Source organism: Lysobacter sp. GCM10012299 (genome assembly GCF_042649405.1).
Classification (GTDB): domain Bacteria; phylum Pseudomonadota; class Gammaproteobacteria; order Xanthomonadales; family Xanthomonadaceae; genus Lysobacter_J.
In genome coordinates, this window is sequence record NZ_JBHRZC010000001.1 from 103544 (window position 1) to 118788 (window position 15245).

Below are 15245 nucleotides of genomic sequence, written 5' to 3' on the forward strand. Positions count from 1 at the left end.
GCGTGCGTGTTGCCGTAATCACCACTCGTACCGCCAGCGGCGAAGTTGGCGGAGCCGAGCGGTTCTTCGATGCGTTGCGTGATTCCTTCCGCGCGATCGGGCACGAGGCGGACGAGATCGCCGTGACCGTCGATGAATCCAACTTCGAGCAGATCAAGCGCAGCTACCTCAAGTGCTACGACCTGGACCTGTCGGCCTACGACATGGTCGTGTCGACCAAGGCGCCGACCTGGATGGTCAGGCATGAGCGCCATGTCAGCTACCTGGTGCATACGATCCGTGTGTTCTACGACATGTTCGAAGACGTTTTCCCGTCTCCGGCGCCGTCGCTGCTCGCCGAACGCGAGCTCGTCCATCGCCTGGACACCGGCGCGCTGGCGTTTCCCCGCTGCCGGGCGCTCTTCACGATCGGCGAGGAAGTGTCGCGACGGTTGCGCGAGTACAACGGACTGGAATCGAAAGTCCTGCACCCGCCGCTGTGGTCGGACGTGTTCAAGACGGGCAAGACCGGTGACTATCTGTTCCTTCCCGGCCGGCTGCATCCATGGAAGCGCGTGGACCTGGCCATCCGCGCCATGCGCCACGTGAAGGCACCGATCAGGCTGCTGATTTCGGGCACTGGCGAGGCGGAATCCGAACTGCGGGCCTTGGCTGCAGGCGACCCGCGCATCGAATTCCTCGGCCGTGTCTCCGACGAGGACCTGACCCGGCTGTATTCGGATGCACTTGGCGTGATGTTCGTACCAAAGCGCGAAGACTACGGCTATGTCACCCTTGAAGCATTCGCAAGCGGAAAGCCGGTCGTGACCTGCGCCGATTCCGGCGAGGCGGCAGCGCTGGTGGTCGACGGCAGCAGCGGCATGGTCACGCAGCCCGATGAGCGTGACCTCGCCAGTGCGATCGAACGCCTTGCAGCGTCGCCACAGATGGCCAGCAGCATGGGTGCGGTAGGCGAGCAATGGGTAAGGACGTTGTCCTGGCCGGCGATCGCCAGACAACTTGTTGAGGCAGCGATGAAATGAGCATGGACATGCGACGCGCGGAATCCCTTCGAGTCACCGTGATCGACATGCAGCCCATCACGCCCGCGGTGGGTGGCGGACGGCAGCGCCTGCTCGGCCTGTACCACGACATGGGCGAGGGCGTCCGGGCGACCTACGTGGGCACGTACGACTGGCCCGGGGAAGCCCGCCGGGACCTGGAACTGAGCACGGGCCTGCGGGAGATCTGCGTTCCGCTGAGCGCGGAGCACCACGCGGCCGCGGCAGACCTGTCGCGGTCGCTGGGCGGGGCCACTGTCATCGACAGTGCGTTCTCGAAGCAGGCCGTGCTGAGCCCGGAGTGGATCGAGGAGGCCAGGCAACGCATGGCCGATGCCCAGGTCGTGATCTTTTCCCACCCCTGGTGCTATCCGCCGCTGGCAGAGTTCCTCACCAGTGAGCAGCTCGTCGTCTATGACGCCCACAATGTCGAGGGCCTGCTGAAGGGGGCGTTGCTTGGCATCGATGGTCCGGCGCACTCGCTGTGCCGACAGGTCGTTCGCGCCGAGTACGATCTGTGCGATCGCGCCGACGTGGTCCTGGCCTGCTCGTTCGATGACGCGGAAGCCTTCAACCGCTTTTACCAGGTGCCGGTCTCGAAGCTTCACATCGTTCCCAATGGCGCGTTCACCGATCGCTTCGACACCGCCCGTGATTGGCCCGACGTGCGCGGGAAGTTCCGGATCGACGCCCAGATGCCGATGGCGATATTCCTGGGCAGCAGCTACGGCCCCAATGCCGAAGCGGCCAAGTACATTGCCTATACGCTCGCCCCGGCCCTGCCGAAGATCCAGTTCGTGATCGCCGGCAGTGTCGCTGATGCCCTCGCCGAGGCGTTGCCGGCAAACGTCACCGTCACCGGACTGGTCGACGACGATGTCCGCGACGCGCTGCTGATGGCAAGCGACGTCGCGGTCAATCCGATGGCGGCCGGGTCGGGAACGAACATCAAGATGTTCGATTTCCTGGCTGCAGGGCTCCCCGTCGTGACGACGTCGGTCGGTGCCCGCGGAATCTGCGATGCCGCGTCCGCGCCTGAGTTCATCAGGATCGTCGAACTGGCGGAGTTTCCGAGGGCTGTATCGGGTGCGGTTACGGCCGCAAGGCTGTCGCCGCAGCGGAAGGCGCCGGCGGAATACGCGCGAAAGCATTTCTCGTTCGAGCGCATTTCCCCCGAGCTCGGCCTGCTCCTGCAGGCCAAAGCCCGTCGCAGGCAATCCGCCGACCAGTGTGCATCCCGCAAGTCGGCGTGGTTGTTCGGTACGTGGAATGTGGTTTGCGGCATCAGTGAACACACGTCCTACCTTGCCGAGGCGCTGGAGCGGCAGGGCGTCAGGCTGACGATCATTGGCAACGCACTCGAAGGCCACGGCTCCGTCGAGTTCCAGCGGGACCTGCACTATTCGGTTACCCGGCCGTGGCGCTGGGACAACCAGCACTGGCGCGACAGCGGACTCGAGACCGAGAAGATCGCAAGATTGCTGGAGCAGGAGGACAGGCCCGATTTCGTCTTGATCCAGCATCACTCCGGATTCATGCCTGGCTTCCACTACGAGCAGTTGGTGAAGCTGCTGCGCGATGCCGGCGTACCGACATTCGTGGAGCTGCACGATGCGAAGCGGGTTAGCCCCGACTTCCTCGAGCGGATCAGCAGCCTGGGTGCGACGGTATTCTTCCACGACGAAGAGGAAATGCGCCTCGCGGGACCCCTGGGCGGACACGCCCAGCTCATGTTCCATCCCGTCCGGGTGCCGGAAGGAACGCAGGAAGGCGTGCGTGATTTCGGCACGGCGCCCATCATCGGTGGATTCGGCTTCCTGCGTCCCTACAAGGGCGTCAAGGAGGCGATCCGGACGATTGCGGCGCTGCGCCACAAGTTTCCGGACATCGAATACCGTGGCTGGCACGCCCTTTATCCCGACCAGGAGTCGGCGCAGTACCTCAAGGATTGCCTCGAGGAAGCGCGCAGGCTGGGCGTGTCCGACCGCGTCCACATCGACACGTCGTTCCTTGCGATCGATGAGGTTATGAGCAGGATCGCCAGCGTCGATCTGGTCCTGCTGCCGTACATGCCATCCCAGGAGGGTGCCAGCGGCGCCGCAAACCTGGCGCTGGCCACAGGCAGGGCCATCGTCACCTCGTCCTCCGGGATCTTCCATTCGATCCGGCACCTCGTGCATGTTGCCGAGGGTGAAGGGGCTGCCGCCTACGCGGTGGCGGTTGACCGGGTGCTATCGGATCCCGCCTTCATGGGCGGCCTGGTGGACCGTTCGCGGCAATGGGCGAGCGAGCATTCCTATGACGCCGCGGCCAAGCGAATCCTGGAATCCGTGGCCTGACCCGATCGCGGGCCTGCTTCGCAGGGCAGTCGGGGCGCGGCGACATGGACGCCGCGCCCGGAGTATCAGGGTTGCGTAGTCGCGCCAGCGGGACCGCTGGTGCGCGCGCAGTGCCAGGCGACGTTCTCCTGCAGCAGGCACAGCCGGAACACCGTTGCCCCCGTGTCGTCGGGAATCTGAACATCCAGTGCCGCGCTCTGTTGCGGGTACAGCTCCGCGGGGAAGTCGACGCGGCCGGCGTCATTGTTGAGCAGGCTGCCGTTGCGCAGTGCCTGCACGCCGATTCGCAGCGGAAAACGACCGCGGGTCGCCAGGACCTGTCGGCCCGTATTGGTGACAGTGACGGTTCGGGAACAGGCAGACGTGCCGGTGCAGGGAGCCAGTTCAAGCGCGGACAGGGAAATCCCGAGGCGCTCGGCCGGAACGGCGGCGTTGATGACCCCGGGGTCGTCCAGCTCCGGCGACGTACGGGCACATAGCCAGGACACCATTTCCTGGAGCAGGCAGGGCCTTACCGCGATCACGCCATCCGGGACCTTTGCCAACGTCGCCTGCGCATCCACCTCCGCGCCCGGTGCCAGCGGCAGCGGGAACTCGATCCGGCCCAGGTCGCCGACGACGTTGCCCTGCGCGTCCAGCCCTTGCAGGCCGATGCGCATCGGGAAATCGCCGGCGGAGGCGAGGGTGGCCTGTCCGGTGTTGCGCAGGTGCAGGGTGACCTTGCAGCCCGACGCGGACTCGCAGGCATCGACGCGCGCGACGCCGGTATCCACGGCGAACTTGCCGGGCTCGGCCGGTTCGTCGAAACGGTAGCCTTCGCCATAGACCGCATCGGTGATCGGCGCAGTGTAGACCAGCACGTGGTACGGCCCGACATCGAACGCTTCTTCGGCGGCGCCGAGCTGCCTCGTCAGGGCGCCGCCCTGGTCAACTGCGAACTCCGACTTGGTCAGGACGACGGCCTGGCGCGGTCCGAAGCTGCCCTCCCGCGGAGCATGCGGGACATGGTGCGGGAACGCGCTCAGCCGATCGCCATAGGCAACCGGATGCAGCATCACGCCGCCGCTGGACAGGACCGTCACCACGTGCGAATTCCAGTACGTGGCCATGCCCGTGCCGATGTGTCGCTTGCGCAACTGTTCGATCAAGTTGTTGCGATCATTGAGGCTGACGCCTCGCGCGTCCGGTCTGGTGGGTTCGCCGAGCCGCTGCCACGTCATGGCCGTGATTGTGCCGAAGACCATCATCAGCAGAAGGACCGAGGAAAGCGCGGCAGGCCTGCGCGATCCGGCGCGATCGATCGCGATCAACAGCATGATGATGCCGACCAGGATGGCAAGCGTGCAGTAGCGCATCTCCGTGGCACTGAAATACAGGCCATTGAACAACACCATCGGCGCGGTGCCCGAACCGAGCAGGGCGTAGAAGAGCCATGCAAGGCGGCGGTGTTGCGGGTTGGCGCTGCGCAGCATCAGCGCAGGTGCGACCACTATCCCGATGGCGACCGTCCAGCTGAACAGTTGGAGCACACGGAAGCCCGCACCGAGCTGGGCCCATGGACCGGCGATCGTGAAGTACCCGAACCAGTCGCCGGGCAGGTTGGTCGCGGCCTCCAACATTCGCTGCGGGGTGGCCAGGGAGATGCGCGCGGCGGCATCGTAATTGGAGACCGAAGGCAGCAGCCAGGAGTAGTAGGCAGCCGCGCCAAGCGCCGCGCCGCCCAAGAGGGCAAGCAAGCGAGCGTTCGACAGGCCGCGAAGGTTGCGCCAGCGTTCCGCTCCCGAGAAGAACGCCGCCACGGGCAAAGCCGCCAGCAATGGCAGGTAGACCATGGCCAGCGCCCGGGTCGGGTTGGCCGAAGCAAGCAACGCCGACAGCCCCGCGATGACGATCAACCCACGCCTGGAAACGCCATCGCCAACCATCAGCGCGAACAGGGGCAATGCGCACGCCGCATAGAGCGAATAGGCACCCTGGCTGATCAGGAACTCCAGGTTGGCCGCACCCAATGCGCAGCCCACCAGCACCAGGCAGGCCACCAGCAAATCCGGACGTCGCGGCATCATCCGACGCATCAGGAAGGCCGCGCCCAGCAGCAACAGCAGGTAGCAAAGCCAAGTAGCGGTGGCATTGCTGGCGTAGCCCAGGCCCATTACCGGCGTCAGTACAACCAGCAGCACGTAGGGCGTGAGGGTCAGCAGGTCGCCGTTGGCGAACGTCCAGCCATGGGGAAGGCCGCGGCCCTCGTGCAGTGCGACGTCCGCAATGACGGACTTCAGCGCGGCGTCGCTGTGGAAAATTCCCTGGAAGTCCACGAACAGGAACATCGTCACGTACGCGACCGTTGCCACCAGCAGCACCCAGCCGATGGCAGCGGTGAATCCCCGGGGAACTCGCTGCGCTTCGGTCACCTGCATGACCGTGGGTGACGCATCAGACATCGCGCAGCGCCTGTCCGGCTGCTTCCAGTACCTGGTCGAGATGCTCTTCCAGCCCCAGCCAGAGCGGCATGCGCACCAGCGTATCGCTGACCCGGTCGGTGACATCCAACTGCCCGTGCGCACGCCCGGCCTGCTGGCCCTCCGGCGCCGAGTGCAGCGGGATGTAGTGGAAGACCGCCTGCACGCCCTGGTCGCGCAGCGACTGGATGAAGGTGGTGCGGGCCTGGAGCGTAGGCAGCAGCAGGTAGTACATGTGCGCGTTGTGGCCGCAATTGGCCGGCACGATCGGGCGGCGGACCTTGCCAGCGGCTTCGTGCGGCGCGGCCCACTGGTGGTAGCGATCCCAGATGGCCAGCCGGCGCGCGGTGATGGCTTCCGCCTCGTCGATCTGGGCAGCCAGGAATGCTGCGATCAGTTCGCTCGGCAGGTAGGACGAACCCACGTCCACCCAGGTGTACTTGTCGACCTGGCCGCGGAAGAACTTGCTGCGATTGGTGCCCTTCTCGCGGATGATTTCCGCGCGTTCGGCCAGTTCGGCGTCGCGGACCAGCAGCGCGCCACCTTCGCCCGAGATGATGTTCTTGGTCTCGTGGAAGCTGAGGGCGCCGAGGTCGCCAATGGCACCGAGCGGGCGGTCGTTGTAGGTCGAGCACACGCCCTGCGCCGCATCCTCGATGACCTTCAGGCCGTGGCGGCGGGCAATCTCGAGGATCGGGTCCATCTCGCACGACACGCCGGCGTAGTGGACCACGCAGATGGCCTTCGTTCGCGGCGTGATCGCCGCCTCGATCAGGCGCTCGTCGAGATTGAGCGTATCGGCGCGGATGTCGACGAACACCGGGACCGCGCCTCGCAGGACGAACGCGTTGGCGGTCGACACGAAGGTGAACGAAGGCATGATCACTTCGTCGCCGGGTTCCAGGTCCAGCAGCAGCGCGCTCATTTCCAGCGCCGCTGTGCACGAGTGGGTCAGTAGCGCGCGGTGCGCCTGCGTACGCTGCTCAAGCCACTTGTGGCAGCGCTTGGTGAAGATTCCATCACCCGACAGGTGGCCGTTGGCATGGGCTTGCGCAATGTTCGACAGCTCGCGGCCAGTCATGAAGGGCTTGTTGAACGGAATCACGCAATGCTCCTGGAAAATGGGGTCCTGAAACTACTCAACGGGTGCATTCGAGAACGCAGTGGGTATAGGGGACAAACAGCAGGTCGTGCCTGATCGTGCGCTTCACCGAGCCGAACACCGCCGAGGCGAGCCTCTCGTACTCTTCGGGGGGGCGGATGTTCTGGCCGCGATCGCGCAGGATGATCGAGCGCGCCATCCACGACTGGTCCGGAATCAGCGTTCCGTCCATCGTGATGAGTCTTCCGCCGGGGCGCAGTTTGTCCCAGGCCGCCTGCATCAACGCTTCGGCCTGGCTGTCGTCGAGGTGATGCAGGATGCCGATCGCCAGGGCAATGTCGGCGCCGCCGGCGAAAGTGGTGTCATGGTAGTTCGCGACGTCCATGCATTCGAACGTGCCGCGGTCACCGTAGCGCGCCTTTGCCGCTTCGATGTACTCGGGCGAGAGGTCGAAGCCGACATAGCGGACGCCTTCCGGCATATGCGCCAGCAGCTCGGCGGTGCCACATCCGATATCGAAAACAACGTCGCCGGCCTTGGCGCCGATGTGGTCGCGCATCAGGCCGCTACGAGCGCGTTCAGCACCAAGGACGCGTTGGGTGAAGTTGTACGCAGTCGGATGCGAAAGAATCGAGCGAACGCCGTGTGTAATCTGTGCCACATTTCACCCCCCGGTTGCAGAGCAGAATACTGAGATCTCGCGCCGCCGCTAGTGGGCTGCGGGCGCGCCAATCAATGCCGAAATCTCCCCGGTGCGCAGCGCCAGCAGTGCACGGTCGCCCCGGGTTTCCACGTTGAGGCGCAACAGCGGCTCGGTGTTGGAGCTGCGCAGGTTGAAGCGCCAGTCATCGAATTCCGCGCTGACACCGTCGGTGTGGTCCAGCCTGGGATTCATAGCGGAAAAGTGGCCAAGCACGCGGGCAATGGATTCGGCAGCATCCTTGACCTTGAAGTTGATCTCGCCGCTGCATGGGAAACGGTCCACGCGCTCCGCCACCAGGCTGGCGAGCGACTTGCCCGTGCTGGAAACCAGTTGCGCCACCAGCAGCCACGGGATCATCCCCGAATCGCAGTATGCGAAATCGCGGAAGTAATGGTGGGCGCTCATCTCCCCGCCATAGATCGCATCTTCGACGCGCATGCGCTCCTTGATGAAGGCATGGCCGGTCTTGCTTTCTACTGGAATCCCCCCGGCCTGCTGCACCATTTCGATGGTGTTCCAGGTCAGGCGCGGGTCGTGGATGATCTTTCCGCCCGGGCTGCGGGCCAGCAACGCCGTTGCCAGCAGGCCGACCAGGTAGTACCCCTCGATGAAGTCGCCTTGCGCATCGAAGAAGAAGCAGCGGTCGAAATCGCCGTCCCAGGCAATGCCGAAGTCGGCGCCATGCTCGCGCACGGCGACGGCCGTCGCTTCGCGGTTCTCCGGCAGCAGCGGATTCGGGATGCCGTTGGGAAAGCGGCCGTCCGGCTCGTGCTGGATGCGGATGAACTCGAAGGGCAGGTGCGGCGCCAGCTGGTCGACGACCATGCCCGCACCACCGTTGCCGGAGTTGACGACGATCTTCAGCGGCTTGAGCGACGGGCGGTCGACATAGCCCAGCAGGTGCTCGATGTAGGCCGACTTGTCTTCATTCGTGCGCAGGGTCCCGCGCACGGGAGCATCGGTGAACTCGCCGCGCGCCGCGGCATCGCGAATGGTGAAAAGCCCCGAATCGCCACTGATCGGACGCGAGCCTTCGCGCACCAGCTTGAGCCCGTTGTAGTCCATCGGGTTGTGGCTGGCGGTGACCATGATTCCACCGGCCGCACCGAGGTGGAACGTCTGGAAATACACTTCCTCGGTTCCACAAAGACCGATGTCGATGACGTCACGGCCCGCGGCCATCAGGCCCTCCGCGAGCGCAGCCTGCAGCGCGGGACTGCTGAGGCGGACGTCGCGGCCCAATACCACCGGACCCGGGCCGAGCACGTCGGCCGTGGCGTGGCCGATGCGTCGGGCAATGTCCTCGTTCAGTTCATCCGGAACCCGGCCGCGGACGTCATATGCCTTGAAGCAGCGCAATTCCATTTGTGTTCCCGTCCGGATCAGGCCAGTGCCCGCTCGAGTTCTGGCAGCAACGCAAACAGGTCTCCGACCAGGCCGATATCGGCAATCTCGAAGATCGGCGCATCGCCGTCCTTGTTGATCGCCACGATCGTACCGGCGTCCTTGATGCCGGTCAGGTGCTGGATCGCGCCGGAGATGCCGACGGCGATGTACAGCTCGGGCGCGATGATCTTGCCGGTCTGGCCGACCTGGAGTTCATTCGGCACGTAGCCCGCGTCGACGGCGGCACGCGACGCGCCGACCGCGGCGCCAAGCTTGTCGGCCAGGTCGTAGACGATCTTGAAGTTCTCGGCCGAACCGACGCCGCGACCACCGGAGACGACGCGCTTGGCACTCTGCAGGTCGGGACGGTCGGATTTGCCGGCGGCCAGGCCGACGAAGCGGGTGTGGCCCGGCAGCGTCACCTCGACAGCCAGCGACTCGACCGCGGCGCTGCCACCCTTCGCCGCTTCCGGCCACGAGGCGGTGCGCACGGTGGCGACCACGGCGTGGTCACTCGGCGCTTCGACGGTGATGATCGCGTTGCCGGCGTAGATCGGGCGCTTGAAGGTATGGCTGCTTTCCACCGCCATCACGTCCGACACCTGGGCCACGCCGAGCAGGGCGGCGACGCACGGCATCAGGTCCTTGCCGAAGGTGGTGCTCGGGCCGAACACGTGGCTGTAGCCTGCGGCGGCCTTGGCCACCTGCGGTGCCTGCACCTGGGCGATCGCATTGGCGTTGGCGGCGTTGGCGACGGTGAGAACCTTGCCGACGCCGGCGATCTGCGCGGCCTGCGCGGCGACGGCAGCCGGATCGGCGGCCAGCACCACGATGTCGATGGTTTCGGGCTTGAGCGCCTGCGCGGCGGACACGCACTTGGCGGTCGATGCGTTGAGCTTGCCGTCCAGGTGTTCGGCGACGATGAGTACCTTGCTCATTACAGCAGCCCCTTTTGCTTGAGTGCGGCGACCAGTTCGGCCGCGTCCTTCACCATCACGCCCTTGCTGCGCTTGGCCGGCGCGGCGTAGTGGGTGGTCTTGAGGGTGTCGCCGGTGTCGACACCGAGGTCGGCGAAGGCGATGGTTTCCATCGGCTTGCTCTTGGCCTTCATGATGTCGGGCAGCTTGATGAAGCGCGGCTCGTTGAGGCGCAGGTCGGTCGTGACCACGGCCGGCAGGTCGACTTCCAGCGTTTCCAGGCCGGCATCGACCTCACGGGTGACCGTGGCCTTGCCGGCGGCAACTTCCAGCTTGGAGGCGAACGTGGCCTGCGGGCGACCCCACAGCGTGGCCAGCATCTGGCCGGTCTGGTTGGCATCGTCGTCGATGGCCTGCTTGCCCAGGATCACCAGGTCCGGCTGCTCCTTCTCGATCAGCTTGAGCAGGGCGCGGGCGGCGGTCAGGGGCTGGATCGGGGCATCGCTGACCACGTGGATGGCGCGGTTCGCGCCCATGGCCAGGCCGTTGCGCAGGTGCGCCTGGGCGTCGGCCGGGGCGATCGTGGCGACCACGACCTCGGTGGCGATGCCCTTGTCGCGCAGGCGCAAGGCCTCTTCCAGGGCGATTTCGTCGAACGGGTTGGGCGACAGCTTGACGCCGTCGGTGACCACGCCGGAGCCGTCCGGCTTGACCTGGATGCGGACATTGAAGTCCACCACGCGCTTGTAACCGACGAGGATCTTCATCGTTCGGGGATTCCTGTGGGGTTGCGCGGCCGCTGGGCCGAGAAACAGCGATTCTAGCGGACTGGGGCGTCCCTACGTCGACGCATGGCGAGAGGAGCCGGCGGGTCAGGACGGCCCGGGACCTGAACGGGCCGGGGCAACTGCGAAATTGTCGCGATGGGGTGTTTGGCCCGGGGGGCAGGCAGTCCGTTATTCTTGGGGGCCGTAATATCAGTAGTTCGGAGCCAGGATGCTTCATCCCGTAGTCCTTAGCGGCGGTAGCGGTTCCCGCCTGTGGCCGCTGTCCCGCCAGAACCAGCCCAAGCAGTTCCTGGCCCTGATCGGTGACCGCTCCCTGTACCAGGAGACCGTCGCCCGCGCCTCGAAGCTGCCGGGCGCCCAGGCGCCGGTAACGGTGTGCAGCGCCGACCACCGCTTCATGGTCGGCGAGCAGCTGAGTGAAATCGGCATCGACAACGGCGGGATCCTGCTGGAGCCGATCGCCCGCAACACCGCGCCTGCCATCGCGCTGGCGGCGCTGCACGTGATTGCCGACGATGCCGACGCGTCGCTGCTGGTGATGCCGGCCGACCACCTGATCGAGGATGAAACCGCATTCCGCCATGCCGTGGCTGCGGCCACCGGCCTGGCCGATGCCGGCTGGCTGGTCACGTTCGGCATCACGCCGGACTACGCCGAAACCGGCTACGGCTACATCCTGCGCGGCGAAGCGCTGAGCGACGAGGGCTTCAAGGTCGAGCGCTTCGTCGAAAAGCCGGACCTGCCCACGGCCGAGCGTTATGTCGCCGAGGGCAACTACGCCTGGAACTCGGGCATGTTCCTGTTCAAGGCCAGCAGCTACCTCGACGAGCTCTCAAAGCATGCGCCGGCGATCTTTGCCGCCGCCAAGGCGTCCTACGAGGCGTCGGAGTCCGACCTGGATTTCATTCGCGTCGGCAAGGACGAGTTTGCGGCCAGCCCGAATGACTCGATCGACTATGCCGTGATGGAGCGCACCGCCCGCGCCGCGGTGGTGCCGGTGAGCTGCGGCTGGAGCGACATCGGTTCGTGGTCGTCGCTGTGGTCGGTCGCCCAGCGCGACGAAGACGACAACCGCCACGACGGCGATGTCATTTCCATCGACACCAAGGGCAGCCTCGTGCGCGCTTCGGATCGCCGCATGATCGCCACGATCGGCGTCGAGGACCTGGTCATCATCGATACGCCCGATGCCACCCTGGTCGCGCGCAAGGACCGGGTCCAGGACGTCAAGTCGATCGTCGACCGCCTCAAGGCCGCCGGTCGCCAGGAGCACCTGTTCCACCGCAAGGTCTATCGCCCGTGGGGCAGCTACGACTCGATCGACATGGGCGAGCGGTTCCAGGTCAAGCGCATCGTGGTCAAGCCCGGCGCGGCATTGAGCCTGCAGAAGCACCACAAGCGTGCCGAACACTGGATCGTCGTCTCCGGCGTCGCCGAAGTCACCTGCGACGACAAGGTGTTCGACCTGCACGAGAACGAGAGCACCTACATCCCGCTCGGCAGTGTCCACCGCCTGCGCAATCGCGGTACCGAGCCGGTCGAACTGATCGAGGTGCAGTCGGGCAGCTATCTCGGGGAGGACGACATCGTCCGCCTCGAAGACGTCTACGGACGTTCCTGAGGCTCAGGTGGCAGGCACGCCGTGAAGCGTGCCTGCCATCAGCGCGGCAAAGCGATCGGCGCTGCCGGGCGCGTGCAGGAAGAACAACGATGGCTCGCACAGCTCCAGTTCGAGCAGGCGCGGGCTGCCATCGTCGTCGCGGATCAGGTCGACCCGCGCATACGTCAGCGGTGACTGCAGGTGCAGGCATTCGCCTGCGGAGGCGAGCACGCGCGCGGCCAGCGCCAGTTCGTCCTGGCCCGGGATGCGTGCGGTGATCTCCTCGGCCGCGAACAGGTGCTCGGTCGGGCCCTCGTCGCGTTGCAGCAGCGGTCCCTTGCGGATGGCGTGGCTGAAGTTGCCCTCGAAGAACATCAGTGCGGTCTCGCCGTCGCGATCCACCGACGCCAGGTACGGCTGCAGCATTGCGCTGCGATCTGCCTCGAGCAGGCGTGCCATGTGGTTGGCAGCGGCGAACTCCTGGTCACGCGAATAACGCTGCGCGTCGCGTGAACCGGCGCCGACGGCTGGTTTCACCACGAACTCGGCCGCCTGCGGGTGTTCCGCCAGGAACGCCTGCAGCGTCGGCAGCGGATCCATGTCCGGCTCGACGAAGCGGGTGGCCACCACGGGCACCGATTGCGCTGCGAGTGCCGCAAGATAGTGCTTGTCGGTGTTCCATCTAACCACCGGCAGCGGATTGAGCAGGCGGCTGCGCGTGGACACGTGTCCGCACCAGTCGAGGAACTCGCCCAGCCGCTCGGTGTAGTCCCAGGGCGAGCGCAGCAGGACCGCATCGAAACGCGACCAGGCGACGGATGGATCGTCCCAGGCGCGGACCTGCGTGGCGATGCCGGCACGTGCGCAGGCATCGAGCAGCGGTACGAGGTCATCGTCCAGGGCGGCGGCGGCAATCGCGGTAACGAGGGCGAGGCGTAGCATGGCCAGAGTCTAATGGCTCTCCATGCCCGAAGGTACGGTGGCCCCCCGGTTGCGGCGGGGTAAACTGCGGAGATTCGCAGACCCGAACCGGAGTCCCTCATGGCCGCGACGCAAGCCGGCGCCAGCAACAAGAGCAAGGTTTTCCCCGACGCCAGGACTGCACTGGCGGGTGTCGTCGCCGATGGCCAGACCCTCGCGGTCGGCGGCTTTGGCCTGTGCGGCATTCCCGAGGCGCTGATCGAAGCGTTGCGCGACAGCGGCGTAAAAGGCCTGACCGCGATCTCGAACAATGCCGGCGTGGACGGTTTCGGCCTCGGCCTGCTGCTGACGACGCGACAGATCAAAAAGATGATTTCGTCGTACGTCGGCGAGAACAAGGAATTCGAGCGCCAGTTCCTCTCCGGCGAACTGGAGCTCGAGTTCAACCCGCAGGGCACGCTGGCCGAACGCCTGCGTGCGGGCGGCGCCGGCATTCCCGCGTTCTTCACCCGCACCGGCTACGGCACGATCGTCGCCGAGGGCAAGGAAACGCGCGAGTTCGACGGCCAGCACTACGTGATGGAAACCGCGCTCAAGGCGGACGTGTCGCTGGTGAAGGCGTGGAAGGCCGACAAGTCCGGCAACCTGGTCTTCCGCAAGACCGCGCGCAACTTCAACCCGGCGTGCGCGATGGCAGGCAAGGTCTGCATCGTCGAGGTCGAGCAGCTGGTGGAAGTGGGTGAGATCGATCCCGACCAGGTGCACCTGCCGGGCATCTACGTGGACCGCATCGTCCACAACCCGACGCCCGAAAAGCGGATCGAGCAGCGCACCGTGCGCGCCGGCTGACACCACGAATTCAGAGGATATAGACCATGGCCTGGACCCGCGACCAGATGGCGCAGCGCGCCGCGCAGGAACTCACCGACGGTGCGTACGTCAACCTCGGCATCGGCTTGCCGACGCTGGTGGCCAACTTCATTCCCGACGGAATGGACGTATGGCTGCAGAGCGAGAACGGCCTGCTCGGCATCGGCCCGTTCCCGACCGAGGCCGAAGTCGACGCCGACCTGATCAACGCCGGCAAGCAGACCGTGACCGCGCGTCCGGGCGCGAGCTATTTCGGCAGCCACGACTCGTTCGCGATGATCCGCGGCGGCCACATCGACCTGGCCATCCTCGGCGCGATGCAGGTCACCGACCAGGGCGACCTCGCCAACTGGATGGTGCCCGGCAAGATGGTCAAGGGCATGGGCGGCGCGATGGACCTGGTCGCCGGCGTGAAGCGCGTGGTGGTGCTGATGGAGCACACCGCCAAGAGCGGCGAGCACAAGATCCTGCCCGAATGCACGCTGCCGCTGACCGGTGTCGGCGTGGTCAATCGCATCATCACCGAGCTGGCGGTGATGGATGTGACGCCCGATGGGTTGAAGCTGGTCGAGCTGGCGCCCGATGTCAGCGAAGCCGAGCTGCGCGAGAAGACCGGCGTCGCGTTGGCCAGCTGAAGCCGCGTCCTTGCGAGCGGTTGCACGCCGCTCGCAAGCGAGTGCTCAGTGCACTCAGGAGGCCATGGCGATGACGCACACGCCACCGATGATCAGCGCCGTACCGATCAGCTTGCCGGTCGTTATCGCGTCATTGAAGAACACTGCGCTGAAGACCAGGATCAGGATGAAACTCAGCGCAGTGAAGGGATAGGCGCGACTGAGGTCGAGCTTGGTCAACGCGGCCATCCAGCACACCGACGCCAGGAACGCCGCGAGCAATCCACTGATGATCCAGGGTGAGGTCAGCAGGTGGAACATGAAGCCGGCCTGGCCGGGGAGGTCGGCCGGCAGCGGACCGGCAAGGTTGACCCGCCATTTGATGACCAGCTGTCCGTAACAGGTCAGCACGAGCATCAGCGCGATGAAGAAGTAAGCCATTGTTTTCGGTTTTCCGTTGCCGCCGCCGGGTGTGGTGGCTGCTGTCGTGGATCAATGCGCGGGTC

13 protein-coding genes are annotated in these 15245 nt (G+C 65.7%); 5 read left to right on the forward strand and 8 right to left on the reverse strand.

Translation table 11 applies throughout. The features are described 5' to 3' along the window. Nucleotides 1–2: 2 nt before the first annotated feature. Together ACFOPO_RS00570 and ACFOPO_RS00575 are read left to right on the forward strand one after the other, a co-directional pair. Nucleotides 3–1022: a glycosyltransferase family 4 protein gene (locus ACFOPO_RS00570; RefSeq protein ID WP_386699895.1), complete on the forward strand. Its 1020-nt coding sequence runs from the start codon at nt 3–5 to the stop codon at nt 1020–1022. Further along, nucleotides 1019–3379, forward strand: coding sequence for a glycosyltransferase family 4 protein (locus ACFOPO_RS00575; RefSeq protein WP_386699897.1), 2361 nt, complete (start codon nt 1019–1021; stop codon nt 3377–3379). Before ACFOPO_RS00570 ends, ACFOPO_RS00575 begins: the two co-directional genes overlap by 4 nt. 65 nt (nt 3380–3444) lie before the next feature. On the opposite strand, the gene ACFOPO_RS00580 is transcribed toward ACFOPO_RS00575, so the two are convergent. The 6 genes from ACFOPO_RS00580 to ACFOPO_RS00605 are packed head-to-tail and all read right to left on the reverse strand — an operon-like array spanning nt 3445 to nt 10713. Continuing rightward, the gene (locus ACFOPO_RS00580; RefSeq protein ID WP_386699899.1) at nt 3445–5820 is read right to left on the reverse strand and encodes a hypothetical protein; all 2376 of its coding nucleotides are present in this window, start codon (nt 5818–5820) and stop codon (nt 3445–3447) included. Beyond that, on the reverse strand, nt 5813–6943 hold the full coding sequence (rffA, locus tag ACFOPO_RS00585) for a dTDP-4-amino-4,6-dideoxygalactose transaminase (RefSeq protein ID WP_386699901.1): 1131 nt from the start codon (nt 6941–6943) through the stop codon (nt 5813–5815). Before rffA ends, ACFOPO_RS00580 begins: the two co-directional genes overlap by 8 nt. 34 nt (nt 6944–6977) lie before the next feature. After that, a complete protein-coding gene (locus tag ACFOPO_RS00590) occupies nt 6978–7601 on the reverse strand; it encodes a class I SAM-dependent methyltransferase (RefSeq protein WP_386699903.1) in 624 nt (207 codons plus the stop codon). A gap of 48 nt (nt 7602–7649) precedes the next feature. Beyond that, a complete protein-coding gene (locus ACFOPO_RS00595; RefSeq protein WP_386699905.1) occupies nt 7650–9008 on the reverse strand; it encodes a phosphomannomutase in 1359 nt (452 codons plus the stop codon). A gap of 17 nt (nt 9009–9025) precedes the next feature. After that, the gene (locus ACFOPO_RS00600; protein ID WP_386699906.1) at nt 9026–9967 is read right to left on the reverse strand and encodes an electron transfer flavoprotein subunit alpha/FixB family protein; all 942 of its coding nucleotides are present in this window, start codon (nt 9965–9967) and stop codon (nt 9026–9028) included. Next, a complete protein-coding gene (locus ACFOPO_RS00605; protein WP_308847769.1) occupies nt 9967–10713 on the reverse strand; it encodes an electron transfer flavoprotein subunit beta/FixA family protein in 747 nt (248 codons plus the stop codon). Before ACFOPO_RS00605 ends, ACFOPO_RS00600 begins: the two co-directional genes overlap by 1 nt. Before the next feature lie 229 nt (nt 10714–10942). On the opposite strand from ACFOPO_RS00605, the gene ACFOPO_RS00610 reads away from it, so the two are divergent. Then, the gene (locus ACFOPO_RS00610; RefSeq protein ID WP_386699908.1) at nt 10943–12355 is read left to right on the forward strand and encodes a mannose-1-phosphate guanylyltransferase/mannose-6-phosphate isomerase; all 1413 of its coding nucleotides are present in this window, start codon (nt 10943–10945) and stop codon (nt 12353–12355) included. A gap of 3 nt (nt 12356–12358) precedes the next feature. Here ACFOPO_RS00610 and ACFOPO_RS00615 read toward each other — a convergent pair whose 3' ends face one another. Then, nucleotides 12359–13276, reverse strand: a complete 918-nt coding sequence (locus tag ACFOPO_RS00615; RefSeq protein ID WP_386699910.1) for a RimK family alpha-L-glutamate ligase — start codon at nt 13274–13276, stop codon at nt 12359–12361. 99 nt (nt 13277–13375) lie between these two features. Here ACFOPO_RS00615 and ACFOPO_RS00620 point away from each other — a divergent pair, with 99 nt between their 5' ends. Next, nucleotides 13376–14104, forward strand: coding sequence for a CoA transferase subunit A (locus ACFOPO_RS00620; protein WP_386699912.1), 729 nt, complete (start codon nt 13376–13378; stop codon nt 14102–14104). A 26-nt stretch (nt 14105–14130) separates the two neighbouring features. After that, nucleotides 14131–14760 carry a CoA transferase subunit B gene (locus ACFOPO_RS00625; protein WP_386699914.1) on the forward strand — a complete coding sequence of 210 codons (630 nt, stop codon included), beginning with the start codon at nt 14131–14133 and terminating at the stop codon, nt 14758–14760. A 54-nt stretch (nt 14761–14814) separates the two neighbouring features. On the opposite strand, the gene ACFOPO_RS00630 is transcribed toward ACFOPO_RS00625, so the two are convergent. Beyond that, entirely contained in the window at nt 14815–15180 is a 366-nt protein-coding gene (locus ACFOPO_RS00630) for an EamA family transporter (RefSeq protein ID WP_386699916.1), read from the reverse strand. Nucleotides 15181–15245: the final 65 nt, after the last annotated feature.

Bases quoted from the DNA above. Each gene is read 5' to 3' on its own strand.
- ACFOPO_RS00575 (WP_386699897.1), top strand. From the start codon at position 1,019: ATGAGCATGGACATGCGACGCGCGGAATCCCTTCGAGTCACCGTGATC.
- ACFOPO_RS00600 (WP_386699906.1), bottom strand. From the start codon at position 9,967: ATGAGCAAGGTACTCATCGTCGCCGAACACCTGGACGGCAAGCTCAAC.
- ACFOPO_RS00610 (WP_386699908.1), top strand. From the start codon at position 10,943: ATGCTTCATCCCGTAGTCCTTAGCGGCGGTAGCGGTTCCCGCCTGTGG.
- ACFOPO_RS00620 (WP_386699912.1), top strand. From the start codon at position 13,376: ATGGCCGCGACGCAAGCCGGCGCCAGCAACAAGAGCAAGGTTTTCCCC.
- ACFOPO_RS00595 (WP_386699905.1), bottom strand. From the start codon at position 9,008: ATGGAATTGCGCTGCTTCAAGGCATATGACGTCCGCGGCCGGGTTCCG.
- ACFOPO_RS00625 (WP_386699914.1), top strand. From the start codon at position 14,131: ATGGCCTGGACCCGCGACCAGATGGCGCAGCGCGCCGCGCAGGAACTC.
- ACFOPO_RS00580 (WP_386699899.1), bottom strand. From the start codon at position 5,820: ATGTCTGATGCGTCACCCACGGTCATGCAGGTGACCGAAGCGCAGCGA.
- ACFOPO_RS00630 (WP_386699916.1), bottom strand. From the start codon at position 15,180: ATGGCTTACTTCTTCATCGCGCTGATGCTCGTGCTGACCTGTTACGGA.
- ACFOPO_RS00615 (WP_386699910.1), bottom strand. From the start codon at position 13,276: ATGCTACGCCTCGCCCTCGTTACCGCGATTGCCGCCGCCGCCCTGGAC.
- ACFOPO_RS00605 (WP_308847769.1), bottom strand. From the start codon at position 10,713: ATGAAGATCCTCGTCGGTTACAAGCGCGTGGTGGACTTCAATGTCCGC.